Origin of the sequence: Nocardiopsis changdeensis (genome assembly GCF_018316655.1) — a bacterium.
Taxonomy (GTDB): Bacteria; Actinomycetota; Actinomycetes; order Streptosporangiales; family Streptosporangiaceae; genus Nocardiopsis; species Nocardiopsis changdeensis.
The window spans coordinates 2,735,625-2,758,376 of the sequence record NZ_CP074133.1; the positions used below are offsets into that span (position 1 = coordinate 2,735,625).

Annotated in this window: 21 protein-coding genes; 6 read left to right on the top strand and 15 right to left on the bottom strand. The window is 74.6% G+C overall.

Annotation, left to right across the window (positions count from 1 at the left end):
- Window positions 1–132 precede the first annotated feature (132 nt).
- On the top strand, window positions 133–1,848 hold the full coding sequence (gene menD, locus KGD84_RS12315; RefSeq protein ID WP_220560439.1) for a 2-succinyl-5-enolpyruvyl-6-hydroxy-3-cyclohexene-1-carboxylic-acid synthase: 1,716 nt from the start codon (window positions 133–135) through the stop codon (window positions 1,846–1,848).
- A gap of 134 nt (window positions 1,849–1,982) precedes the next feature.
- Entirely contained in the window at window positions 1,983–2,549 is a 567-nt protein-coding gene (locus KGD84_RS12320; protein WP_255646477.1) for a dihydrofolate reductase family protein, read from the top strand.
- Window positions 2,550–2,715: 166 nt separating this feature from the next.
- Here KGD84_RS12320 and KGD84_RS12325 read toward each other — a convergent pair whose 3' ends face one another.
- From KGD84_RS12325 to KGD84_RS12345, 5 genes are read right to left on the bottom strand one after another with little or no spacing between them, the layout of a single operon-like run.
- The gene (locus KGD84_RS12325; RefSeq protein WP_255646479.1) at window positions 2,716–2,838 is read right to left on the bottom strand and encodes a hypothetical protein; all 123 of its coding nucleotides are present in this window, start codon (window positions 2,836–2,838) and stop codon (window positions 2,716–2,718) included.
- Window positions 2,839–2,856: 18 nt separating this feature from the next.
- Window positions 2,857–3,702, bottom strand: coding sequence for a helix-turn-helix domain-containing protein (locus KGD84_RS12330; protein ID WP_220560440.1), 846 nt, complete (start codon window positions 3,700–3,702; stop codon window positions 2,857–2,859).
- Between the two features lie 43 nt (window positions 3,703–3,745).
- Window positions 3,746–4,582 (bottom strand): helix-turn-helix domain-containing protein, encoded by an 837-nt coding sequence (locus KGD84_RS12335; protein WP_220560441.1) that lies wholly within the window; start codon window positions 4,580–4,582, stop codon window positions 3,746–3,748.
- On the bottom strand, window positions 4,579–5,106 hold the full coding sequence (locus KGD84_RS12340; RefSeq protein ID WP_220560442.1) for a DUF6879 family protein: 528 nt from the start codon (window positions 5,104–5,106) through the stop codon (window positions 4,579–4,581). Before KGD84_RS12340 ends, KGD84_RS12335 begins: the two co-directional genes overlap by 4 nt.
- Window position 5,107: 1 nt before the next feature.
- Window positions 5,108–5,308 carry a hypothetical protein gene (locus tag KGD84_RS12345; protein WP_220560443.1) on the bottom strand — a complete coding sequence of 67 codons (201 nt, stop codon included), beginning with the start codon at window positions 5,306–5,308 and terminating at the stop codon, window positions 5,108–5,110.
- Window positions 5,309–5,511: 203 nt separating this feature from the next.
- Between KGD84_RS12345 and KGD84_RS12350 the strand changes: the two genes are divergently transcribed.
- Both KGD84_RS12350 and KGD84_RS12355 read left to right on the top strand, forming a co-directional pair.
- Window positions 5,512–6,576 (top strand): TOMM precursor leader peptide-binding protein, encoded by a 1,065-nt coding sequence (locus tag KGD84_RS12350; RefSeq protein ID WP_338151210.1) that lies wholly within the window; start codon window positions 5,512–5,514, stop codon window positions 6,574–6,576.
- Entirely contained in the window at window positions 6,573–7,058 is a 486-nt protein-coding gene (locus KGD84_RS12355; protein ID WP_220560445.1) for an HIT family protein, read from the top strand. The genes KGD84_RS12350 and KGD84_RS12355 overlap by 4 nt, the downstream gene beginning before the upstream one ends.
- 296 nt (window positions 7,059–7,354) lie before the next feature.
- Here the strand turns inward: KGD84_RS12355 and KGD84_RS12360 are convergent, their stop codons facing one another.
- The 10 genes from KGD84_RS12360 to KGD84_RS12405 all read right to left on the bottom strand — a co-directional run bounded on the left by KGD84_RS12360 (window position 7,355) and on the right by KGD84_RS12405 (window position 20,349).
- The gene (locus KGD84_RS12360; protein WP_220560446.1) at window positions 7,355–7,861 is read right to left on the bottom strand and encodes a flavoprotein; all 507 of its coding nucleotides are present in this window, start codon (window positions 7,859–7,861) and stop codon (window positions 7,355–7,357) included.
- 69 nt (window positions 7,862–7,930) lie between these two features.
- A complete protein-coding gene (locus KGD84_RS12365; protein WP_220560448.1) occupies window positions 7,931–9,361 on the bottom strand; it encodes a glutamine synthetase family protein in 1,431 nt (476 codons plus the stop codon).
- The gene (locus KGD84_RS12370; RefSeq protein WP_255646483.1) at window positions 9,358–11,163 is read right to left on the bottom strand and encodes an IucA/IucC family protein; all 1,806 of its coding nucleotides are present in this window, start codon (window positions 11,161–11,163) and stop codon (window positions 9,358–9,360) included. The genes KGD84_RS12365 and KGD84_RS12370 overlap by 4 nt, the downstream gene beginning before the upstream one ends.
- A gap of 5 nt (window positions 11,164–11,168) precedes the next feature.
- Window positions 11,169–12,980, bottom strand: coding sequence for an IucA/IucC family protein (locus tag KGD84_RS12375; protein ID WP_220560450.1), 1,812 nt, complete (start codon window positions 12,978–12,980; stop codon window positions 11,169–11,171).
- On the bottom strand, window positions 12,973–14,172 hold the full coding sequence (locus tag KGD84_RS12380) for an MFS transporter (RefSeq protein WP_220560451.1): 1,200 nt from the start codon (window positions 14,170–14,172) through the stop codon (window positions 12,973–12,975). The genes KGD84_RS12375 and KGD84_RS12380 overlap by 8 nt, the downstream gene beginning before the upstream one ends.
- Window positions 14,169–15,503, bottom strand: coding sequence for a lysine N(6)-hydroxylase/L-ornithine N(5)-oxygenase family protein (locus tag KGD84_RS12385; protein WP_220560452.1), 1,335 nt, complete (start codon window positions 15,501–15,503; stop codon window positions 14,169–14,171). The genes KGD84_RS12380 and KGD84_RS12385 overlap by 4 nt, the downstream gene beginning before the upstream one ends.
- Window positions 15,500–17,077 (bottom strand): pyridoxal phosphate-dependent decarboxylase family protein, encoded by a 1,578-nt coding sequence (locus KGD84_RS12390; protein ID WP_220560453.1) that lies wholly within the window; start codon window positions 17,075–17,077, stop codon window positions 15,500–15,502. The genes KGD84_RS12385 and KGD84_RS12390 overlap by 4 nt, the downstream gene beginning before the upstream one ends.
- A 190-nt stretch (window positions 17,078–17,267) precedes the next feature.
- Window positions 17,268–17,852, bottom strand: a complete 585-nt coding sequence (locus tag KGD84_RS12395) for a GNAT family N-acetyltransferase (protein ID WP_220560454.1) — start codon at window positions 17,850–17,852, stop codon at window positions 17,268–17,270.
- A 119-nt stretch (window positions 17,853–17,971) separates the two neighbouring features.
- Complete coding sequence (locus KGD84_RS12400; RefSeq protein WP_220560455.1) at window positions 17,972–19,237, bottom strand: alanine racemase; 1,266 nt, start codon at window positions 19,235–19,237, stop codon at window positions 17,972–17,974.
- A 92-nt stretch (window positions 19,238–19,329) separates the two neighbouring features.
- Entirely contained in the window at window positions 19,330–20,349 is a 1,020-nt protein-coding gene (locus KGD84_RS12405) for an ABC transporter substrate-binding protein (RefSeq protein ID WP_220560456.1), read from the bottom strand.
- 174 nt (window positions 20,350–20,523) lie between these two features.
- Here KGD84_RS12405 and KGD84_RS12410 point away from each other — a divergent pair, with 174 nt between their 5' ends.
- Window positions 20,524–21,603 carry a FecCD family ABC transporter permease gene (locus KGD84_RS12410; protein WP_255646487.1) on the top strand — a complete coding sequence of 360 codons (1,080 nt, stop codon included), beginning with the start codon at window positions 20,524–20,526 and terminating at the stop codon, window positions 21,601–21,603.
- Window positions 21,600–22,718 (top strand): FecCD family ABC transporter permease, encoded by a 1,119-nt coding sequence (locus tag KGD84_RS12415; RefSeq protein ID WP_220560458.1) that lies wholly within the window; start codon window positions 21,600–21,602, stop codon window positions 22,716–22,718. Before KGD84_RS12410 ends, KGD84_RS12415 begins: the two co-directional genes overlap by 4 nt.
- Window positions 22,719–22,752 lie beyond the last annotated feature (34 nt).

Below are 22,752 nucleotides of genomic sequence, written 5' to 3' on the forward strand. Positions count from 1 at the left end.
GCGGGCGTTCGCCGTTCGCGCCCGAACGGGGTTCACTGGGAGGTGTGCGCCCGTGAGAAGAGGGGTGCCGGGCGGCATCCCGGCGTCCTGCGGTGATACTTGTTGCACACTTTGACGAACGAAAGCGTTTGGATGAATCCGTCTACCGCCCTGGCGCGGGTCCTCGTCGACGAACTGGCCCGCTGCGGCCTGGCCGAGGCCGTGGTCGCGCCGGGGTCCCGCTCGACGCCGCTCGCGCTCGCCCTGGTCTCCCACCCCGGGATCCGGGTGCACGTGCGGGTGGACGAGCGGTCGGCGTCCTTCCTCGCGCTGGGACTGGCCCGGGCGTCGCGCCGCCCCGTGGCCGTGGTGTGCACCTCCGGGACCGCCGCCGCCAACTTCCACCCCGCGGTGCTGGAGGCCGACGAGAGCGGGGTGCCGCTGCTGGTGCTGACCGCCGACCGGCCGCCCGAGCTGCGCGGCACCGGCGCCAACCAGACCGTGGACCAGATCGGCCTGTACGGCGGTGCGGTGCGGATGTTCGCCGAGGTCGGCACGCCCGACCCGGTACCGGGGATGGTCGCCTACTGGCGCTCGCTGGTGGGGCGCGCCTGGGGCGCCGCCCGCGGCGGGCGGCCCGGTCCGGTGCACCTGAACGTGGCGTTCCGCGACCCGCTCACCCCCGACGGCCCCGGCCGGGAGTGGCCCGAGCCCCTGGAGGGGCGGGCCGGCGGGGCGCCGTGGATCTCGCGCCCGGGGCCGTTCGCCGAACCCCCGGCGTTCGTGCTGCCCGACGTGGAGCGCGGCGTGATCGTGTGCGGCGACGGCGACTACGACCCGGTGCCGTTCCTGGCGCTGGCCGAGCTCACCGGCTGGCCGCTGCTGGCCGAACCCACCTCCAACGCCCGCCGGACGGGCGCGGTCTCCGCCTACCGGCAGCTGCTGGCGTCCCCGGCGATCGCCGCGGGACCCGCCCCGGACCTGGTGGTGAGCGTGGGGCGGCCCAACCTGTCCCGGCAGACCCTGGCGTTCCTGCGCCGGGCCCGCCGCCACGTGGTGGTCACCGCGGGGTCCCTGGGGGACCCGTGCGCGGCGCTGCCGGACGGGTTCGCCGACCCGGCGCGCACCGCCACCGACGTGGTGGCCGCCGTCGCCGCCCCGCCGGCGCTGACCTTCGACGAGCCGCGCCGCACCGACTGGTCGCGGCTGTGGCTGCGGGCCGAGGCCGCGGCCCGCGCGGCGCTGGACGCGGTGCTGGACGAGCAGGAGACGCTCACCGAGCCGCGGCTGGCCCGCGACCTGGTGTCGCACCTGGCCGCGGGTTCGCTGCTGTTCGCGGGTTCGAGCATGCCCATCCGCGACCTGGACGCCACCATGCGCGCCCGCTGCGGGGTGCGCCTGGTCGGCAACCGGGGCGTGAGCGGCATCGACGGCACGGTGTCCACGGCGATCGGCGCCGCCCTGGCCCACCAGGCGGCCGACCCGGCCGCGGGGGCGTTCGCGCTGCTGGGCGACCTGGCGGTGCTGCACGACCAGAACGGGCTGATCATCGGGCCGGGGGAGCCGCGCCCGGACCTGGCGATCGTGGTGGTCAACAACGACGGCGGCGGGATCTTCTCCGGCCTGGAGCAGGCCGGGCACCCGGACTTCGAGCGGGTCTTCGGGACCCCGCACGGGGTGACGATGGAGCGGGTGGCGGCGATGGCGGACGTGCCCTACATCCACCTGGAGTGGGCCACCGACCTGCCCAAGGCACTCCTGGGGGAGGGGGTGCGCATCGTGGAGGTGCGCACCGACCGCGCCGAGAGCGCGGCCCTGCGCAGACGCCTGCAGACGGCGGTCGACGCGGCCCTGGCCGAGGCCCTGTAGCCCCTGTGCGCACCGCGCCCCGCCCGGCCGTGTCCGGCGGGGCGGTTTTTTCCGCGGGATCTGCGCGCGTCGCGATGAGTCCCGCCGGGTGCGATGGTCGTACCGTCGAACCCGGAACCGAGGAGGACCCCCTGATGCACGACGTGATCTGTTCGATGGGCGTTTCGCTGGACGGCTACATCGCCGGGCCCGACGGCGGTTTCAACTGGTCGGCGCCCGACCGGGACGTCTTCGCCCTGGCCACCGACGAGGTGCGCCGGACCGGTGCCTACCTGCTGGGGCGGCGGCTGTACGAGACGATGCTCTACTGGGAGACGGCCGACCAGCACCCGGAACACGACCACCCCACGCGTGAGTTCGCCGAGATCTGGCGGGCGCTGCCCAAGGTGGTCTTCTCCACCACGCTCTCCGAAGTAGAGGGCAACACCCGCCTGGCCTCCGGCGGCCTGGCGCAGGAGGTCGAGCGGCTGCGGGCCGAGCCGGGGGAGGGCGACATCGCGGTCGGCGGCGCCGCCCTGGCCGCCGAGGCGGCCGCGCTGGGCCTGGTCGACGAGTACCGGCTCCGGGTGTACCCGGTGCTGGTCGGCGGCGGCACCCCGTTCTTCCCCCGGGCCGAACGCCGTGTGGACCTCGACCTCGTCGAGTCCCGCCCCGTCGGGTCCTCCGGGGTGGCCTACCTCCGCTACCGCGTGACCCGCTGACCGGCACGGTCGCACGCACGGACCGGAGCCGCGGACGCGGGAGTCCATCCGGTGTGGGCGGGGCCGTCCCGCGGGGCGTGTTCCACCCGGAGCCGCTGGGCGCGGCGCATCGGCAGGTCCTCGATCTCGGCGGGTGAGAACCAGCCGGCCTCGTGCGACGCGTCGCTCACCGTCGGTCCCTGCCCACCACCCGGGCCCGGAAGCACACGTTGAACCGGCGGCGCACCTCGCCGTCGCTGTGGGCGATGACGTGCCGGGCGTCGGTGCAGGTGCCGACCGGGCCGGTCACCTCCACCTCGTACCCGGTTCAGGCCGGCGTTCCGGTGAGGGCGGCACGGGCCCGGAGAATGGGTTCCAGGGCCCGGTGTCCGCTGACCGCGGCGCGGGACAGGGCGGCGAACACGCGCCGGTACGGCCGGACCGCGTCGTCGTCGGTCAGGTACAGCTCCGCGCTGACGGTCTCCACGATCACCCGTTCTTCGTCGTAGATCCAGAACCCGTGCATGGGGGAGACCGGCAGGGTGGCCGCCAGGGGTATGACGCCGATTCCGCCGAGCCCCCGGCGGATGCAGGAGGCCAGGTGGTCGAGCTGCTCCACCTGGACCTGTGCGGAGGCGTGCCGGGTGTACAGGGCCGGCTCCCACAGCAGGATCCGTACCTCCCTTTCCCCGTCCTGGAGGACGGCGCGGCGCTCCATGCGTGTGCGCACGCCCTCCTCGACGTCGGCCGGGGTGCCGTAGAGTTCGACGGCCCGGCCGATCATGGCGCGGGCGTAGGCCTGGGTCTGCAACAGCCCCGGGACGCACACCGACTCGAAGGCGTGCAGGACGCGGGTGCGGTTCTCCAGGTCGACGGCGTTCTGCTGGCGGGCCCGGTTGCCGGCGGCGAGGCGGCGCCGCCAGCCGGTGTAGTGGGTCTCCAGCGAGCCGAGCTGGGCCACCAGCCCCCCGGCCGCGTCCTGGCGTCCGCACAGCAGGGCCCAGCGGCGCAGGTCGGCCGCGGCCGCGGTCTGGTTCCCGCGTTCGAGGCGGGACACCTTGGACGGGTGCCACTCGGCGCGCGCGGCCAGCTCGCGGCCGGACAGCCCGGCCTCCTCCCGGAGTTCGCGCAGGCGGATACCGAGGGAGGCGCGGGCGGTCTGGTAGTCGGTCATAGGGCGCGGGCCTCCAACCGTCGGGAGAACGCCGACGTGCGCCTCACGTCGACAGGTCCCGGCCGATGGCCTGGACGAGCCGCACGGCACGGGGGCCGCGCAGGGCCGCGGCGGAGAGTTCGGCGAACGCGCGCCGGTAGGGCTCGGTCGCGAGGTCCTCGGTCAGGGACAGCTCGGCACCGATGGTCTCCACCAGGACCTGCTTCCCGTCGAAGATCCAGAACCCGTGGGAGGGGACCACGTCCATGCTCGCCCCCATGGGGATGACGCCGATGTCGGCCCGGCGCCGGGTGATCTCCGAGGCGACACGGGACAGCTGCCCGGCCATGACCGGGTCCGGCCCCAACCTGATCCGCAGGGCCGGTTCCCAGATGAGGATCTCGAACCGTTTGCCGGGGGCGTCCAGGACGTCCTGGCGGGCCATGCGGGCGCGGACCGCCTTGTCGATGTCCTCAGGGGTGCGGTGGTGGCGCACCCCCCGGCGGAACATGAACGCCGCGTAGTCCGCCGTCTGGAGAAGGCCCGGCACGCACGCGGTTTCGAGGATGCGGAAATGACGCGTCGCGGCGTCCAGGGGTGCGTTGGAGCGCTGGAGCGGTTCGTGCCCTCCGGCGAGCAGGCGGCGCCAGTTCGCGTAGTGCGTCTCCAACGACCGCAGTTGCGCCGCCAGCCCCTCCGCCGCCTCCGGGAGTCCGCACACCCGCGCCCATGACCGGAGATCCTCCAGGGCGGCCGTCTGCTTGCCGTGCTCCAGCTTCGACACCTTGGAAGGGTGCCAGCCCAGACGCGCGGCCAGCTCGCGGCCGGACAGCCCGGCCTCCTCCCGGAGTTCGCGCAGGCGGATACCGAGGGAGGCACGGGCGGTCTGGTAGTCGGTCATAGGGCGCGGGTGGCCATGTACTCCGTGAAGGTCAGGGCGTGGTGCCAGGCGGCATCACGCGCCTGGAGGGCGGCCAGGACCTCGGATGGCTCCTCACTGAGGTGCACGCCCAGGAACCGGTCGCCGTCGAAGGCCAGTCGGGCGACGGTCCGGCTGTCGAAGACCCAGAAGTCGTGGTCGGGCAGTTCCTCGACGATCGGGTGGGAGCGGTTCAGATAACGGATGTCCTCACCCGCACCGAGGTTGTAGGGGGTGCCCCACAGCTCCCAGCGCAGGTAGTCCGAAGGCGGGTCGTCAACGAGCCGGACCCGCTCCATGCGTTTGCCGGCGGCGGTCTCCTCCCGCACCATGCGCAGCCACGGGACGAACCATTCCAGGTCGGGTTCCTTGCCGGTCAGCCATTCCTGAAAGGGCCGGTCCTCGTCGAGTTTGCCGTAGTAGGTGCGGGTCTCCAGTCTCCAGGCGGTGTGTCTGTACCGCCGGAAGAGGTCGTCGAAGGCTTCTCCGGACACCAGGTCGGACACGTCACTCCTTGGGGGCGAAGCGGGTCAGCAGGGCTCGGGGGACCACGACGAACTCCTCGCCCTCCAGCACGTCGCGCAACTGTGCGAGAGCTTCTGGATCCGTCAGCCGGTCACCCTGGACCACGATGTCACCGGTATCGGTCTCGTACAGGGTCGGGCATCCGCCGTTCTGCGAAGTCGTACCTATTTTGCGGAGTTTCACAGAGGCTCCCTGATCAGGGGGTGGGAACCCAGTTTCACCGATTCGGGTCCGCGCCCGCCAGAGCGCCGTCGGCACCGCGCGAGCAATTCCGAGCAATCCCCGACCCTGCGGCCCGAACCCGGGATTACGTTCGTCGGTACGCCGACCCTACCGACGAAGGAGACCTTGTGCGATCGGTGGAACCCCGCCTTGACGAACCCCGGGTGTTGGCCCCTTACGTCCGTGTCGGTTTCCAGGACGGGGTGCTGTTCCTCGGATTCGGGTCGATACGCCGGCCCGTGCACGATCCGGTGCTGTGGGAACCCCTGCTACGGCTGGCCGACCACTTCCGCGTACCCCGCACCCGGGCCGAGGCCCGCTCCTTCCTGGACGGCCACTGTGAAGGGGACACCCTCCGGGCCGAGACCGTGATGCGGCTGCTCGAAGACGGTGTCCACCTGATCCCCGCGCACACCTACGACCCGGCCGACCGCTACAGCCGCCACGCCCTGTTCTACGAGCTCTCCGGGGCCGACGCGGTGCAGGTCCAGCTCCGACTGGCACGGGCCCGGGTGGTGCTACTGGGGTGCGGGGGCATCGGCGGCCTGGTGGCGGTCACCCTGGCCACCGCCGGGGTCGGGGAGTTGGTGCTGGTGGACGCCGACCACGTGGAGCTGAGCAACCTGACCCGGCAGTTCCTGTTCACCGAGGCCGACATCGGACTGCCCAAGGCGGAGGTGCTCGCCAGGGAACTGCGGCGGCGCAACCGCCACTGCCGGACGCGGCCGGTGGTCCGCGAGGTCCGGGACCGGGAGGATCTGGAGAGCCTGCCCTCCTGCGACCTGCTCGTGGTCTCGGCGGACTCCCCCGGGCTGACGAGCACGGTCAACGCCCACTGCGTCCGGGACGGAACACCCTGGCTGAACGCCTGCTACGTCAACGACATCGCGGTGTGGGGCCCGCTGGTGGTACCGGGGACGACCGGCTGCTGGGACTGCCGGCCCCTCACCGTCCGCGCCCCGGAGGGGGAACCAGAGCTGGCCCGGCTCATGGCCGGGATCAACGGCCGCTACCAGGCGCCCTCCAACGGTCCCGTGAACATGCTCGCCTCGTCCCTGGCCGCCCTGGACGTGTTCCGGTACCTGGGCGGCTTCGGCGTTCCGGCGTCGTTGGACCGGCGGGTGGGCGTGTGGTCGCACGACCTGTCGCTCGACGAACAGGATACGGACCGCGACCCGGCCTGCCCAACCTGCGCCGATGCCGTTCCGGTCCGTGAGGGGGTCCGATGAGCGCCGACCGCGACGCCGGGTGCGTCTTCTGCCGGATCGTGACCGGGCAGGCCCCGGCCCACCGGATCTGGGAGGACACCGACCACCTGGCGTTCCTGTCGATCTTCCCCAACACCGAGGGGTTCTCGGTGGTGGTCCCCAAAGCCCACAAGAGCAGCTACGTGGTGGACCTGGAGGAGGGGGAGTACACCGCGCTGCACCTGGCGGCCCGCGAGGTGGCGCGGCTGTTGGATACGGCCTTCGCCGATGTGGCACGCACCGGGATCATGTACGAGGGGTACGGGGTGGACCACGCCCACGCCAAGCTCTTCCCCATGCACGGCACGGCGGGCAACGCGGGCGAGGGGTGGCGGGCCGTGGCATCGACGGCCACCGGCTACTTCGACCGCTACCAGGGGTACCTGTCCTCGCACGACCACGAGAGGGCCGACGACGAGTGGCTGGCCGAGGTCGCCGAACGGATCAGACGCGCCGCGGAGTGACGGCAGAGCCCGATGCCGGGGAACAGATGCGGGGCGGCCCAGGGTCAGGGCCGCCCTGCCGTCGCTTCCCGGTGGTCAGTTGTTGCCGTCGTCGTTCACGGTGGCCTCCTCGCTCTTCGCGGTGGACGTCGGTGGAGGCCGGAGCCGTCCCGGGTGCCTCGGCGGCCTCCGGAATCCATGGAAGCCCGACGGCCTGGGCGGGGACAACGTGCTTGCTCGAGATTGCACGCGAAGGTGCGGCGTGTGGACCTCACCGGGCGCCGGTGGTGCGGTATCGGGGCCAGGGGCGGCCCGTCTCAGCTGGTCGGAGCCTCGGCCAGGGCGTCGGCGACCCGGCGCCAGGTCGGGAGGCCGCCGGTCGGGCCGCGCAGGAGGGTGACGTGGGGGACGGCGTCCAGGAAACCGAGGCTGCGGTCCCAGGCCGGGTGTCCCGCGAGCGCGTCCCCGCCCTTGGGCACCAGGAACGTCGGCACGCCCCGGCCGATCATCTCGCACACCAGCGCGACCGCGAACGTGTCCGTGATGCCGAGCGCCGTCTTGTTGGTGCTGTTGAACGTCCACGGGCAGGCCAGGACCGCGTCCGGCGGGGGCAGGCTCACGCCGGTCCCCGGCCGGCGGAAGTCCACGCGCACCGGCTCGCCCGTCAGCTCCTCCAGCGCGTCGAGGTCGTGGAAGCGGGTGCCCGTCGGCGTGCACAGCACGGTGACCCGCCACCCCTCGTCCTGGAGCAGGCGGACCAGGTCGGGGGCGGTCTCCTCCGGTGTGGTGGTGGCCCCGGAGAGTGTGAGGTACAGAGTTCGCATGTGGTCCAGTCTGGCCGCCGCGGGCGGGCGGCGCCCCGCCGGAACGGGGCCGGCGGGGGCACCTTCACATCAACCGCGCTCGAAGTGGCGGCGGCGCTCGAAGTCGGTCACGGTGGCCGAGAAGGCCGCCAGCTCCGCACGTCCCGCCGCCGCGTAGTGGCGGACGATGCCCGGCCCGAACACCGACCGGGCGATGTCGCTGTTCTCCCAGGCCAGGACCGCCTCCTCCAGGGAGGCGGGCAGCCGCGGCAGGTCCGGGTCCGCGCCGGCGTCGCCCGCGGTCGGCTCCGGCAGCGGCAGGGCCTGGTCGATGCCGGAGAGGCCCGCCGCGATGATCGCCGCCACCGACAGGTACGGGTTGGCGTCCCCGCCCGGCACCCGGAACTCGATCCGCGCCGACTCGCCCTGCCCCACCACCCGCACCGGGCAGGTGCGGTTGTCCAGCCCCCACGCGATCGAACTGGGCGCGTAGGCCTGCGGGGACAGCCGCTTGAACGAGTTCACGTTGGGCGCGTGCAGCAGCGCGAACTCCCGCATGCACGCCAGCTGCCCCGCCACGAAGTGCTCCATGTGCTTGGACATCCCGTACCGCCCCGACCCGTCGTCGGCGAAGACCGGCGCACCGGTCTCGTCGCGCAGCGACAGGTGCACGTGGCAGGAGTTCCCCTCGCCCTCGTCGTACTTGGCCATGAACGTCAAAGCCACACCCGCCTGGGCCGCCAGCGCCTTGGCCCCCGCCTTGTACACCACGTGGTTGTCGCAGGTCCGCAGCGCGTCGTCGTAGCGGAACACGATCTCGTACTGCCCCGGGTGGCACTCGCCGCGCGCCGACTCCACCCGCATCCCCGTCCGCTCCATCGCGGTGCGGATCCGCCGCATCAGCGGGTCGATCTCGGCGACCTCCGGCAGCGCGTAGTCGGAGTTGAACCGGGTCGCGGCGGTCAGCCCCCGGTAACCGCCCTCGAACGCCTCCTGGTAGGAGTCGCGGAACACCAGGAACTCCAGCTCCGTCCCCGCCAGCGCCCGCCAGCCCCGCTCCGCCAGCCGCTCCAGCTGCTCCTTGAGCACCTGCCGCGGCGCCACCGGCACCGGCCGCCCGTCGGCGTCCAGCGCGTCGCCCAGCACCAGGGCGGTCCCCGGGTCCCAGGGCAGGTACCGCAGGGTGCCGGGGTCGGGCAGGATCGCGAAGTCGCCCAGCCCCCCGCCCCACGGGTCGGTGGCGTACCCCGGCCGTGACTCCATCTCCACGTCGGTGGCCAGCAGGTACAGGCAGGCGTCGAACCCGTTCTCCAGCACCCGTTCGGCGAAGTCGCGCGGTGCCACCCGGCTGCCCTGCACCCGCCCCTGGAGGTCGGGCAGGGCCACGATCACGTCGGTGATCCCGCCCGCCTCCACGTCGGCGCGCAGCCGCTCCAGCGGCACCGGGAACGGCGGCGGCGGGGGCGACGGCGGCAGGGTCTCGTACAGGGGCGGCAGTCCGTCGCCGATCGTCGTGCTCATCGCTTCTCTTCCGGGGTGTGCAGCGGGTTGGGGACCGGCGGGGCGTCCAGGTGGAACTCGGCGTCGCGCTCGGCGCGGTCGTGGTAGCCGCCGCCCAGCAGCCGCTCCCGGTTCAGGCACACCCGCTCGTACTCCGGCGCCAGCAGGTCGAACAGCGCGAACCGGTCGGCCAGTTCGGGGAACTCCGCCCGGTACCGGTCGATCTCGGCCCGCACCAGCGCCCAGAACCGTTCCTCGCCCACCCCCAGCTGTTCCTCCGCCAGCGGCGCCAGGTACCGGAAGTGCCCGATGAACAGCGACTTGGCCACCGACGAGGTCAGCTCGCGGGCGTCGAAGCGCATCAGCACCCCCAGCGCCTCCGCCGGCAGCCCCTCGTACTCCGGCAGGTCGGCGTCCAGCAGCTTCATGTCGTCCACGAAGTCCTTGACCGCCAGCCGCACCGGCCGGTCCCGCTCGTCGTAGACGACGATGGTGTTCTCCCCGTGCGGGTTGAACGCCAGGCCGTACCGGTACAGCAGGTGCAGCAGCGGCGGCAGCACCGTCCCGAACAGGGCGGCCAGCCACTCCTCGGCGTCCAGCCCGGACCGCTCCACCAGCTCCGCCGTGAACGCCCGGCCCTCGCCGTCCACGTGCAGCAGCGCCGCCAGGGTCCGCGCCCGCTCGCCCGGCTCCAGGAAGCCGGCGACCGGCTCGCGCCACAGCGCCCCCAGCAGCTGCCGGTGCCGGTACGGGGCGTCCGGGATGTCCTCCAGCACCGGGTGGCGCACCGCCACCGCGGCCACCTCGCCGGGCAGGATCACCCGGTGGCGCTCGGCCAGGAACGCGTCCTTGGCGTGCAGGGCGTGCACCCACCCGGTGCTCACCGGGGCGGCCCGGCACAGCTCGGTGGGGATGCCCCGGTAGACCATGGTGTTGAGGATGGCCAGCGACAGCTTGACGTTGAACCGGTCCGGTCTGGTCAGGTTGGTGAACGTGCGGATGGACTGCTGGGGCAGGTAGTCGTCCCCGGCCTCGCCCAGCGGGACGATGAGCCCGCGCGCCAGCTCGGCGGCGAACAGCGGCACCACCACCTCGTCCCACTGCCACGGGTGCACCGGCAGCCACACGAACGCGTCCGGGTCGGCGCCCGCCGCCGCCAGCCGTCCGGTGAACCGGGCGACGGTCTCCCCGCCCAGCTCACGGGCGCGCAGCACCTCCTCCTCCAGCCCCGGCACCCCGTGGTACTCGGCCAGGGAGCGGTGCACCGCGATCCACGGCAGCCGCACGGGCCGCCGCGCCTCGGGCGGGAAGTCCGCGCGGTCGCGGGCGGAGAAGCCCACCCGCCCCTTGTTGGCGAAGATCCACGGGTGCCCGGTCTGGTGCCCCTCCAGGTCGGCGTAGGGCAGGTCGGCCAGGTCGGCGGCGGTGCGCCGCTCCACGGCCAGCCGGGCGTCCGCCGACAGGGTGGCGGTCAGCTCCCCGACGGTGAACGCCTCCACCGCCGGGTCCACGACCCCGGCCGCGCCCAGGTCGCGCAGCAGGGCGAACGGGGAGGCCGGGGCCTCGGTCCCGTCGGCGCCGACCCGGGTGACCCCCGGCAGCACCCGCCACCCGTCCAGGAGGGTGCGCCGGCCCTCGAACCGGTACCGGGCGGCGCCCACGGCGGCGCTCCAGCGGCCGGGGCCGTCGGCCTCGGGGACCAGCGCGTACTCGAAGCACAGCTCGGCGACCATCTTGGCGGCCAGCAGGCCGCTGGCCCGGTCCCAGTGCCCGGCGGTCAGCTCGGCGGGCACCGGCAGCGGTGCGGCGGGGGTGCGGGCCACGTCGTTCACTCCTCCTCCCCGGGGACGGCCAGCGGGTTGTCCACCAGGCCGTGCATGACGTCGAACTCGGCGTCGCGTTCGGCGCGCTCGTGGAAGCCGCCGCCCATGAGCTGCTCGCGGTTGAGCGCCACCCGCCCCACCCGGGGCGCCAGCAGGTCGAACCAGGCGAACCGTTCGGCCAGCTCCGGGAAGCGCGCCTGGTGGGCCAGCACCTGGGCGCGGGCCAGCGCCCACAGCCGCGCCCCGGGCACCCCGAGGTCGTGCTCGACGATGTCGGCGAGGAACCGCAGGTGCCCCGCGCAGATCGCCGACAGCACCGAGTGCGCCAGTTCCTCCGGTCTCCAGCGGTGCAGCACCGACCGCACGTGCTCGGGGATCTCGGCGTACTCGGGCAGGTCGAAGGGGAGCAGCTCCACGTCCGACCCGAAGTCCTTGAGCGCGATGCGCACCGGGACCTCGTCCTCGTCCAGGATGAGCACCACGTTCTCCCCGTGCGGGGTGAAGGACGCCCCGTACCGGTACAGGTAGTGCAGCACCGGCGGGAACAGGGCGGCGACGAACCGCTCCAGCCAGGCCTCCACGCCCAGCCCGGAGCGCTCGATCAGCTCGGCCACCAGCGGCCGCCCGTCGGAGCCGCGCAGCAGCAGGCAGGCCATGGTGCGGGCGCGCTCGCCCCCGCGCAGGTGGCGGTGGACCGGCTCGCGCCAGATGGCGCCCAGCAGCTCGTGGAACCGGTACGGGGCCTGCGGCATCCGCGCGAACACCGGGTGCGGGACGGTGGCCGAGGCGCGCTCGGCGAGCATCACCACCCCGGTCTCGGCGAAGTAGGCGTCGCGTTCGGCGAGGTCGCGCAGCCAGGTGCTGGTGTGCGGGGCGCAGCCGGTCTGGGTGCCCGACAGCCCGCGCCAGACCAGGGTGTTGCGGATCATCAGCGGCACCTTGACGTTGAGCCGGTCGGGCCGGTCCAGGTTCATCAGGGTGCGGATGGACTGGAAGGGGCGGTAGCGGTCGCGGCTCTCGCCCAGGCGCACCACTCGGCCCAGGGCGATCTCCGCGGCGAACAGCGGGGCGACGACCTCGTCCCACTGGAAGGGGTGGACCGGGACCCACAGGTAGGCGTCGGGGTCGCCGCCGCGCTCGCGGATCCGCCCGGCGAACTCCGCGCGCTGGTCCCCGTCGATCTCGGCGGCGACCAGGGCGGCCTGGTCGGTGTCCGCCATGGACTGGAAGGCGCCCAGGTCGGGGTGGACGGCGATCCACACGAGGCGGAACGCGCCGCGCGCCTCGGGGGTGTAGCGGGCGGCGTCGTCGGCGGAGAAGCCGAGCCGGCCCTTGTTGACGAAGATGCAGGGGTGGCCGGTCTGGTACCCCTCCAGGTCCTCGTAGGGCAGGTCGGCCAGGTCGGCGGCCGGGAGGGCGGCGGCCAGCAGGCGGGCGTCGGCGGCGTGGGTGGCCAGCAGGTCGCGCACCACCTCGGCCAGGGAGTCGCCCGGCAGGCCCACGGTCTTCTGGGCGTCGGTGACGAACCGGGTGGGGTCCCAGGCGGGCTCGGGGCCCTCGGCGCCGGTGCGGACGAAGGAGTCGGCGTCCACGTGCCAGGAGCCGAAGCCGCCGCGCCGGGCGGTGAAGGCGTAGGTGACGCCGTCGTCCACGGGCAGCCGCCAGGCGGGGGAGCCTCCGGGCGCCCCGGGCCCGGCCGCGGGCTCGGGGACGATCATCTCCTCGTAGGCCATCTCGCCGACCATGTGGGCGAGCAGGCGGCTCCCGGCCCGGCGCCACAGGTCGGCGTCGTGGGTGGACTGTGCGTTCTCAGACATGGTGCGGTCTTTCGGTGCGGTGCGCGGACGGGTCGTCGGAGGTCCCGGGAGGTGGGGGCGGGCGCGAGGGGAGGCAGAGCAGCAGCGCGAGCACCGCGAACAGCCCCGCCCCCGCCGCCAGCGGCAGCCCCGCCCCGCCCGCGGCCAGGGCCGTGGCGGCCACCGGGCTGACGAGGGTCGCGGCCACGCGCACGGTGGCCACGGCGGAGAACGCCGGACCGTCCGTGCCGGTCACGGCGAACACCCTCAGGTCCAGGGCCACGTGTCCCAGCCCCAGGCCGACGCCGAACACCACCCGGCCCAGCGCCAGCGGCACGGGGTCGAGGGTGAGGAACTGCCAGGCCAGCCCGGCCGCGGCCAGCAGGCACGCGGCCGGCAGCAGCGCCCGGCCCAGCAGGGCGTGCGCCCGCCCGGCCAGCGGCAGCACCGCCAGCACGGCCACCTGCGGGAGCAGGAAGAGGACGGCGGCGGCCGTGGTGCCGACGCCGCCGTCCTGCGCGTACAGGGTGAAGAACGGACGCACGACCAGCCGTGCGGTCTCGACCGCCAGCACGACGGCGCTCACCGCGGCGATCGCCGCCACCGCGCCCCGCGGAGCCCTCGCCCGGGGCTCGGGGACGGAGTCGGCGACCGCGGGCGCGCGCCGCTCCCGCGGCAGCCTGCGGTGGCACAGCACCGCCAGCGCCACGTACAGCAGCGCGCAGGCGGCGATGCCCCAGCGGGGCTGGGGCAGGGCCATGATCCCCGCGCCGATGAGGGTGGCCGCCACCGTGCCGCCGTTGACCACGTAGGCGAACACGGTGACGTCGCGGACCCGGTCGGCTCCGGTGCCCACGAACGCCGGATAGGCCAGGGTGAACGCCATCGTCACCGCCACCTGCACCGCCGACAGCACCAGGAACACCGGGTACGCCGGGGAGGCGGCCAGCGCCAGCTCCAGTACCGCCGCCGCCCCCAGGGAGCCCAGCACCAGGGACGACAGCGAGAACCGGCGGGCGAGCAGGCCCCACAGGGGCATGGCCGCCAGCGCGGTCACCCGGCACACCCAGATGTACACGCCGGTGGCCGCCGGGTCGGTGACCCCGAACAGCCGCTCGAACAGCTGCGGGTAGAACGGGCTCAGCGCCACGTCGCCCACCAGGTGCAGCAGGACGACCAGCAGGTACAGCCGGCGGAACGAGGCCCCGCTCACCGCCGGGCCCCGGCCGGGGCGCCGAACGACGTGAACGCCGTCCGCTCCGGCAGCCGGTAGGCGGTGCCCCCGGTGAGGGAGTTGAGGATGACGGCCGCCCGCCAGGCTCCCAGGCCCAGGTCGGGGGCGCCCACGCCGTGGGTGTGCAGTTCGGCGTTCTGCACGTGGATCGGGGCGGTCAGCGCCGGGTCGGTGGCCAGGCGCAGGTCCCCGTCGACGAGCGGCCGGCCCCGTCCGTCTGTCTCGATGAGCTTGGCGAGGGGCGCCAGGAAGCCGGGGGAGCGCTGGGCGTACCCGGAGGCGGCGACCACCGCGCCGGTGCGGACGGTGAACTCGGCGTCCTGCTCGCGGTGGCGGAACCGCAGCGCGAACCCGTCCCCGTCGGCCTCGGCGGCCAGCAGCTCGCACTGGGCGCGCAGGCTCACCCCCACGTCGGCGCCCGCGATGCCGCGCTCGTAGAGCACGTCGTGGATCTCGGCGATGGTGTCGCCGCTGATGCCCTTGTACAGCTGCCACTGGGCGGGGACCACGCGGTCCTTGGTCTCCTGGGGCAGGGCGTGGAAGTAGCGGGTGTAGTCGGGGGTGAAGTGCTCCAGCCCCAGCTTGGAGTACTCCATGGGGGCGAACGCCGGCGAGCGCGTCACCCAGTGCACGGCGGTGCCGCGGTGGGCGGGGGAGCGCAGCAGGTCCAGGAACACCTCGGCGCCGGACTGGCCCGAGCCCAGCACGGTGATGTCGTCGACCCCGTCCAGGCCCGCCGCCCGCTCCAGGTAGTCGGCGGCGTGGAACACGCGCTCGCCCACCAGGGGGCGCAGCGGCCCGGGCAGCACCGGCTCGGTGCCGATGCCCAGTACCAGGGCGCGCCCGCGGGTGCGGGTCACCGCCCCGGCGGCGTCGGTGTGCTCCACCGTGAAGACCCCGTCCTCGTGGTGGACGGCGTCCACGCGGGCGTCGAACCGGCACGAGCCCAGTGAGCGGGCCACCCAGCGGCAGTAGTCGTCGTACTCCCGGCGCGGCACGTGGAAGTGCTCGGAGAAGTAGAAGGGGAACAGCCGGTCGTGCTCGCGCAGGTAGGACAGGAACGACCAGGGGCTGGTGGGGTCGACCAGGGTCACCAGGTCGGCGAGGAAGGGCACCTGGAGCCGGGCGCCCTCCAGCAGCAGGCCCGGGTGCCAGGAGAAGTCGGGCCGGGCCTCCAGGAAGCGCGCGGTGAGGCCGGGCACACCGTCGGCCAGGGCGGCCAGGGCCAGGTTGAACGGGCCCAGGCCGACGCCCACCAGGTCGTACGGTTCGTCGTCCCCGTGGGCGTGGGGGCGGGAGGTGGCGGTCAACGGGACTCCTTCAGGGCGGCGAGTTCGGTGTCGCCCGCGGCGGCGACCCCGGCGAGCAGGGCGGTCGTGTCCTCGACGGTGGTGGCGGGGTTGAGCAGGGTGAGCTTGAGCCACACGCGGCCGTTGATCCGGGTGCGGCCGACCACGGCCCGGCCCTCCTGGAGCAGGCGGCGGCGCAGGCGGGCGTTGACCTCGTCGGAGTCGGCCCCGGCGTCGTAGCGGAACACCACGGTGGTGAGGGAGGGCGAGTCGGCCAGCTGGAGCCGCGGGTGGGCGGTGACTTTGGCAGCCGTCCGCAGGGCCAGGTCGCGGCAGGCGTCCACGAGGCGGCCCAGCCCGTCGGTGCCCAGGGCCCGCAGGGTGACGGCGATCTTGAAGACGTCGGCCCGGCGGGTGGTGCGCAGCGAGTACCCGAGCAGGCTGGGGTAGCCCGCCTCCTCGTCGTCGGCGGGGTTGAGGTAGTCCACCGAGCGCGAGAGCGGGGCGAACAGGGCGCGCTCGCGGGTGAGCAGGACCCCGGCGGCCACCGGCTGCCAGCCGAGCTTGTGCAGGTCCAGCCCGACCGAGTGGGCCCGGTCCAGCCCGGCGAGCAGGCCGCGCAGCCGGCGGGAGAACAGCAGCCCGCCGCCGTAGGCGGCGTCCACGTGCAGCCACACCCCGTACTCGCGGGCGATGTGGGCGATCGCGCCCAGGGAGTCGATGCCGCCCAGGTCGGTGGTGCCCGCGGTGGCGACGATCGCGACGGGGATGTCGCCGTCGGCGCGCATCCGGTCCAGGGCCTCGCGCAGGGCGCGCGGGCGCATCCGGTGCCGGGAGTCGACGTCGACGGTCTCGACGGCGTCCTCGCCCAGGCCCAGCAGGGCGGCCGAGCGCTGGACGGAGAAGTGGGCGGCGGCCCCGCACAGGATGCGCGGGCGGGCGCCGGCGGCCGCCCGCGCCACCCCGTGGCGGACGGGGTCGCGCTCGGGCCCGGCCAGGGCGTGGTCGCGGGCCAGCAGCAGGGCGGTCAGGTTGGACTCGGTGCCGCCGGAGGTGACCACGCCGCCCGCCGCCTCGGGGTCGTACCCGGCCAGGCCGGCCAGCTCGCCGATGACACGGGTCTCCATGGCGGTCGCGGCGGGGGCCTGGTCCCAGGAGTCCATGGACTGGTTGAGGACGGAGGCGACGGCGTCGGCGGCCACCGCCACGGCCAGCGGCGGGCAGTGCAGGTGGGCGGCGCAGTGCGGGTGGGCGGGGTCGGCGGCGTGCACGGCCAGGGCGTGCGTGAGCCGGGTCAGGACCCGTTCGGCCAGGTCGGGGGCGTTCCGGTCGCCTTCGGGCGCGGCGGTCGGCGGGCCCAGGGCGGTCCGGACCGCCTCGGCCACCTCCTGGGGTGTGCGGGCGGGCAGCGGTCCCCCGCGCTCCTCGCGGGCCGCGGACAGGGCGTCGGCGGCCGCGGCCAGGAGGGCGGCCACGGCCTCGGGGCCGCCGGGGGCTCCGGCCAGGGCGTCGGGCAGCAGGGCGGAGGCGTCGGCGGGGACGGTGAGGCCGTCGGCTCCCCAGGTCACGGTGTCGCCACCGGGAGTGATGGTCATGGGGCGTGGGGCTCCTGTTTCTCTCCGAGGCGGTTCGGGCGCGCGGACGGGGGAGGCCCGGGCCGCGGGGCCCGGTCGGTGCGTTGTGCCGGGGGCGGCGGGGGAGGCCGCGCGTCCCGGTGCCCGCCGGGCGGGGCGGGCTGGAGGGGAGCGCCGGCGCGCACGGCGGCGTGCGCGCCGGTGGCGCGGGTCAGCGCAGGGGCATGGTCAGGGCGTGGTGGCGGCGCCAGCCCGGGTGGGGCTCGACGTCGCCGACGTGGGTCCAGCCGTTGCGCAGGACCAGGTCCAGGGCGTGGGCGTTGGTCTCGGCGACCAGCCCGGCGGCGCGTTCCTCGGCGCGCCCCTGGACGAGGAGGGGGAAGGCGCGCTCGACCACGCCGGATCCCCGGAACGGTTCGGGGACGAGGGCCTCGCACAGGGCGAAGGTGCGGCCCGGGTACTCGGCGGTGACCTCGTCCGCGTCCACGCCGGGCAGCGGGGTGAAGCCGTTCCACCAGCCGGTGGTCACCGGCAGGGGGTACCCGTAGGCGAACCCGGCCAGGACGCCGTCGGCGTGGCAGGACGTGAGCCGGAAGCCCTCCCGCCGGGCGCTGAAGGCGAGGCGGTCGGCGAAGGCGGGGGCGCGGTGGTCGGGCAGGTGCAGGGCGTGCGCGTAGACCTCCTCGTAGGCCCGGACCCAGGGGGAGGGGTCGGCGAGGACGTCGGCTCCGGTGAGGTTCTCGATCCGCCAGGTGACGGAGGTCGGGTCGGCCGTCGGAGCGGGGGAGGCGGACACGGTGGGATCTCCTTGTCGGGGACGGGGGTACGGGGCCGGGGGAGGCCGAACCAATTAGGGCAGGCTTACCTAAGTCATGTCAAGAGGGGGATGCATGTCCCGCGCCACAGGGGCCGCGGTCAGGGCAGCCGGGAGTCCACGGTGGTGCGCACCGCCGCGGGGTGCCCCAGGAACGCGGGCATGGCGAACTCGAACCCGTACGCGCCCGCGTTGGGGAAGACCAGCACGTCGCCGGCGCGCACCGACGCCACCCGCACATCGCGGGCCAGCACGTCCTCGGGGGTGCACAGCTCGCCCGACACCGTCACCGACGCCCCGCGCGCCTCGGGCCGGGGCACGCCGGCCGGCCACAGGTCGTCCGCCAGCACGGCGAAGTTGTGCCGGATCTCCCAGGAGGTGGGCAGCTGGAAGTGGTTGATACCGCCGCGCACCACGGCGAAGGTCCCGCCGTAGGACGCCTTGACGTCCGTCACCCGGGCCGCGTACCAGCCCGCCGGGGCGCCGATCCACCGGCCGGGCTCGAACACCACCTCCACACCCGGGTCGGGGGCGTCCGCCAGCGCGGCGCCGAACCCCTCCAGGTCGAAGGCGTCGTCGCCCGCCTCGAACGGCACGCCCAGGCCACCGCCCACGTCCACCGTGCGCAGGTCGACCCCGTGCCGGTCGGCCGTGCCGCGCGCCCACTCCAGGCACCACAGCACGTAGGCGGCGTGCGCCGCGGCGTCGGTGTTGCCGCTCACCGCGTGCACGTGGAAGCCGGTCAGGTCCAGGCCCGGCAGGGAGCGCACCGCCTCCACCGCCGCGGGCACCTCCGCCTCGGGGACCCCGAACGGGCCCGGGGTGCCGCCCATCACCAGGGAACCGCTCACCGGCACCCGGGCGGGGTTGACCCGGATCGTCACCGGAAGCACCGTGCCCGCGCCGACCGCGGCCGCCGAGGCCCGGTGCGCCTCCAGGACGCTCTCCAGGTTGACGGCCACGTCGGCGCCGTGTCCGGCGCGCAGCCGGGCCAGCCCGGCCAGCAGTTCGGGGGTCTTGCCCGGACCGCTCACCGCGATCCTCCCGCCGGGGCCGCCGCGCCGCTCGCGCAGCGCCGCCAGGGAGGCGCGCGCCTCGCGCAGCGATGCCGCCTCGAACCCGTCCACGGCCTCGGCCAGGTGCGCCAGCACCGGCTCGAAGCCGTTGGCCTTGACCGCGAAGTACACCCGGGCCCAGTCCGGCAGCGCCTTGCGCAGCGTGCGGGCCCGGTCGGCGGCCAGGGCGGGGTCGTACACATAGCCCGCCCCGGTCCCGGCGGCCAGTTCCAGCGCCGCCGCCCGCACGGGGGCGGGGATCCGGCCGGCGTCCAGGCAGGGGGCGTGTTCGAAGGAGCGGGGCGGTTCCACGGGGTCTCCCGGTGTGGTGTCGCGGGGCGGCGCGGGTGCGCGGCGCCGGGCGGGGCGGCCGCGCACCCGTTCTGGGAAGGCGGGGCGCGCCGTTACCGCTGCGGGTCGACGCCGAACATCTCGGCCAGGTCGTCCAGCACCGCGTGCGCGGCGATCAGGCCCACGCCGGAGATCCAGTACTCGTCGTCCACCTCGGTGATCTCGCCGGTCAGCTCGCCCCACAGCGGAGCGGCCATGTACTCCTCCTTGCTCTCCTGGACACCGTCGGCGCCGCCGTCGTCGTAGGTGGCGACGAAGATGTGGTCGGCGTCCAGGTCGAGCAGGCGCTCCTGGCTGTGGTAGGTGACGATCTCCTCGGACTCCGTGTCCACGCCCGGGCCGGGCTCCAGGCCCACGTCCTCCAGGATCACGCCGATGTAGGACTGCGGGGTGTACAGGCGGACGCCGTCGGCGTCGCCGGCGAACCGGACCGCCGACACGGTGGGCGCCTCGCCGCCGTTGGCCTCCACGATCGCCTCGCCCAGGGCGGCGGCGCGCTCCTCGAACTCGGCGACCAGCCGCTCGGCCTCCTCCTCGGCGTCCAGCGCGGCGCCGGTGAGGACGAGGTTCTCCTTCCAGGTGGCGCCGGTGGTCTCGGACATGACCGTCGGGGCGACCTCGGAGAGCTGCTCGTACCCGTCGCCGTGGCGGACCTGCGCCGACAGGATCAGGTCGGGGGAGGTCTCGGCCACGGCCTCGGGGTCGACCTCCCACAGCAGGCCCACCGGGACGGCCTCGTCGGCGGTGCCGACGTTCCAGTCGCTCTCCACCAGGTAGTCGGGGAGCTCGGTGACGTCCTCCGCGAACGTGGTGAAGCCCACCACGTTGCCGCCCAGGGCCAGGGTGGAGTCCACGTAGGCGGCGTCCAGCGGCAGGACGCGCTCGGGGGCCGCGGTGATCTCGGTGGAGCCGAGGAAGTGCTCCACGGTCCGCGGGTAGCCGTCGGAGGGCTCGTTGGAGGCCTCGGGGGCGCCTTCGGGGCCGCCGGCGCCGCAGGCGGTCAGCATGGCGACAGCGGCGGCCGCCGCGGCGACGGGCGGGAACAGCCGGCGCGGCCGGGTGGACAGGGTCATACGGGGGCTCCATGAGGGTCGGGGAATACGTTCGGTCCAGGGCGGGCCGGGGGGCGCGCGAACCACGGGGCGGTGTGTCGTTCCAGGCCGGGACGTGGCAAACTTAGGCCATCCAGATACGGCTAGGCAAACCTAACTTAGGATTGCCTGGCCTTCGTCATGATAGGAGTCCGGGTGCACGACACCTCCGGGCCGCCCCCCGGTAACGCGGATCCCCCCGCGCAGCGGGCGATCGCGGCGGACACCGCGGTCGCCGCACGCCGCTCGCGCCGCCTCGCCGGGCTGGCGGCGCTCGTCCTCCTGCTGTGCGCGGCGTCCCTGGGCAGCGTGCTCATCGGCGCCCGGGCCCTGAGCCCGGACACCGTCTGGCAGGCGCTCACCGCCACCGCCGGGGCCGAGGCCGACATCATCGTCAACGACATCCGGCTGCCCCGCACCGCGCTGGGGATCATGGCGGGCGTCTCCCTGGGACTGGCCGGGGCGCTCATGCAGGGCCACACCCGCAACCCCCTGGGCGACCCCAGCATCCTCGGCGTCACCTTCGGGGCGGCCCTGGCCGTGGTCCTGGGCATCGCGCTCTTCGACATCACCGCCCTGTACACCCAGGCCTGGCTGGCCTTCGCCGGGGCCGGAGCCGCCGCGGCAGCGGTCTACCTCATCGGGTCCGTGCCCGGACGCGGACCCACGCCCGTCACGCTGGCGCTGGCCGGGACCGCGGTGAGCTGGCTCGCCTACTCGGTGGTGTCCGGCCTGGTCCTGCTGGACCGCTCCACCATGGACGACTTCCGGTTCTGGCGGGTGGGGGCCCTGGTCGGCCGCGATCCCGAGATCCTGCCGCCGATGCTGGCCGTGGTCGCCGTCGGCACCGCCCTGGGCCTGGCCAACGCCGGGGCGCTCAACGCCCTGGCCCTGGGCGAGGACACCGCCAAGGCGCTGGGCCACCGGGTCGGCCGGGCGCGGGTGGTGGGCCTGACCGCGATCACCCTGCTCACCGGGGTCACCGTGGCCGCCTGCGGCCCCATCGCGTTCGTCGGCCTGATCGTGCCCCACCTGGCGCGCGGGATCGTCGGCGCCGACCACCGGTGGCTGCTGCCCTACTCCGCCCTCATGGGGGCGATCCTGCTGCTGGCCGCCGACGTGCTGGGCCGCTTCCTGGCCCCGCCCGGCGAACTCCAGGTCGGCATCGTGCTCGCCCTCGTCGGCGCGCCCTTCTTCATCTACATCGTCCGCCGCCGGAGACTCCTCGCCCTATGACCCCCCTCGCCCCCGAACACCCGGCGCACCAGGTGCGCGACCGGCTGCGCCGCAGCCGCCCCGCCCTGCGCCTGGGACCCGTCGCGCTGCGGCTGCGCCCCCGCCTGATCGCCGTGTGCCTGGCGGTCCTGGCGGTCCTCACGGTGCTGCTCGCCCTCAACCTCTCCCTGGGGCGGACCCCGCTGACCCCCGCCCAGGTGTGGGCGCACATCATCGGCACCGACTACGAGCACTACTTCACGGTGTGGCGGGTGCGGATGCCGCGCGTGGTGACGGGCATGCTCGCCGGGGCCGCCCTGGCCGCCGCAGGGGCGGTCACCCAGACCATCATGCGCAACCCCCTGGCCAGCCCCGACCTGCTCGGCGTCACCCACGGGGCGAGCGCCGGCGTGGTCGCCGTCCTGGCGTTCGGCGGCAGCTACGGCATCCTCTCCGGAGGCGGCGCCCTGTCCTCGCTGGGCGTACCCGCCGTCGCCCTGATCGGCGGACTGGCCGCCGGGGCGCTGTGCTACACGCTGGCCCGCCGGGGCGGCGTCGACGGCTACCGGCTGCTGCTGGTGGGGGTGGGCGTCTCCACCGTCCTGATGAACCTCACCCTGTGGCTGCTCACCCTAGGCGAGGTCACCGACACCGGCCGGGCCATGGTCTGGGTCGCCGGCAGCCTGAGCATGCGGACCTGGGAGAACGCCGCCCCGGTCGCCCTGGCCCTGGTGCTGCTCCTGCCGCTCGCCCTGGCCGCCTCGCGCACCCTGGACGCCCTGTCCTACGACGACGACGTGGTGCGCGGCCTGGGCGTGGACCTGGAGCGCGCCCGCACGGCCATGCTCGTCCTGGCGGTGCTGCTGGCCGCGTTCGGCACCTCCGCCGCCGGGCCGATCCTGTTCGTGTCCCTGGCCTGCCCGCAGATCGCCCTGCGCCTGGCCGGGCCCGGCACCTCCCGGCCGCCCGTGCTGCTGTCGGCGCTGGTGGGCGCCGCCCTGGTCAGCGGGGCCGACCTGGCGGCCCGCACCGCGCTCGACAACATCCAGCTGCCGGTCGGCGTCGTCACCGGCTGCCTGGGCGCCCTGTACCTCATCCACCTGCTCGTCCGCGCCAACCGGAGGACCCAAGCTTGACTTTCTCCCCTCTCCGAAGGGAGGGGATCCCGAT

Excerpts from the sequence above, each read along its gene's own strand:
- menD (WP_220560439.1), top strand. The coding sequence starts at position 133 with ATGAATCCGTCTACCGCCCTGGCGCGGGTCCTCGTCGACGAACTGGCC.
- KGD84_RS12320 (WP_255646477.1), top strand. The coding sequence starts at position 1,983 with ATGCACGACGTGATCTGTTCGATGGGCGTTTCGCTGGACGGCTACATC.
- KGD84_RS12330 (WP_220560440.1), bottom strand. The coding sequence starts at position 3,702 with ATGACCGACTACCAGACCGCCCGCGCCTCCCTCGGTATCCGCCTGCGC.
- KGD84_RS12335 (WP_220560441.1), bottom strand. The coding sequence starts at position 4,582 with ATGACCGACTACCAGACCGCCCGTGCCTCCCTCGGTATCCGCCTGCGC.
- KGD84_RS12355 (WP_220560445.1), top strand. The coding sequence starts at position 6,573 with ATGAGCGCCGACCGCGACGCCGGGTGCGTCTTCTGCCGGATCGTGACC.
- KGD84_RS12360 (WP_220560446.1), bottom strand. The coding sequence starts at position 7,861 with ATGCGAACTCTGTACCTCACACTCTCCGGGGCCACCACCACACCGGAG.
- KGD84_RS12365 (WP_220560448.1), bottom strand. The coding sequence starts at position 9,361 with ATGAGCACGACGATCGGCGACGGACTGCCGCCCCTGTACGAGACCCTG.
- KGD84_RS12375 (WP_220560450.1), bottom strand. The coding sequence starts at position 12,980 with ATGTCTGAGAACGCACAGTCCACCCACGACGCCGACCTGTGGCGCCGG.
- KGD84_RS12390 (WP_220560453.1), bottom strand. The coding sequence starts at position 17,077 with ATGACCATCACTCCCGGTGGCGACACCGTGACCTGGGGAGCCGACGGC.
- KGD84_RS12405 (WP_220560456.1), bottom strand. The coding sequence starts at position 20,349 with ATGACCCTGTCCACCCGGCCGCGCCGGCTGTTCCCGCCCGTCGCCGCG.
- KGD84_RS12415 (WP_220560458.1), top strand. The coding sequence starts at position 21,600 with ATGACCCCCCTCGCCCCCGAACACCCGGCGCACCAGGTGCGCGACCGG.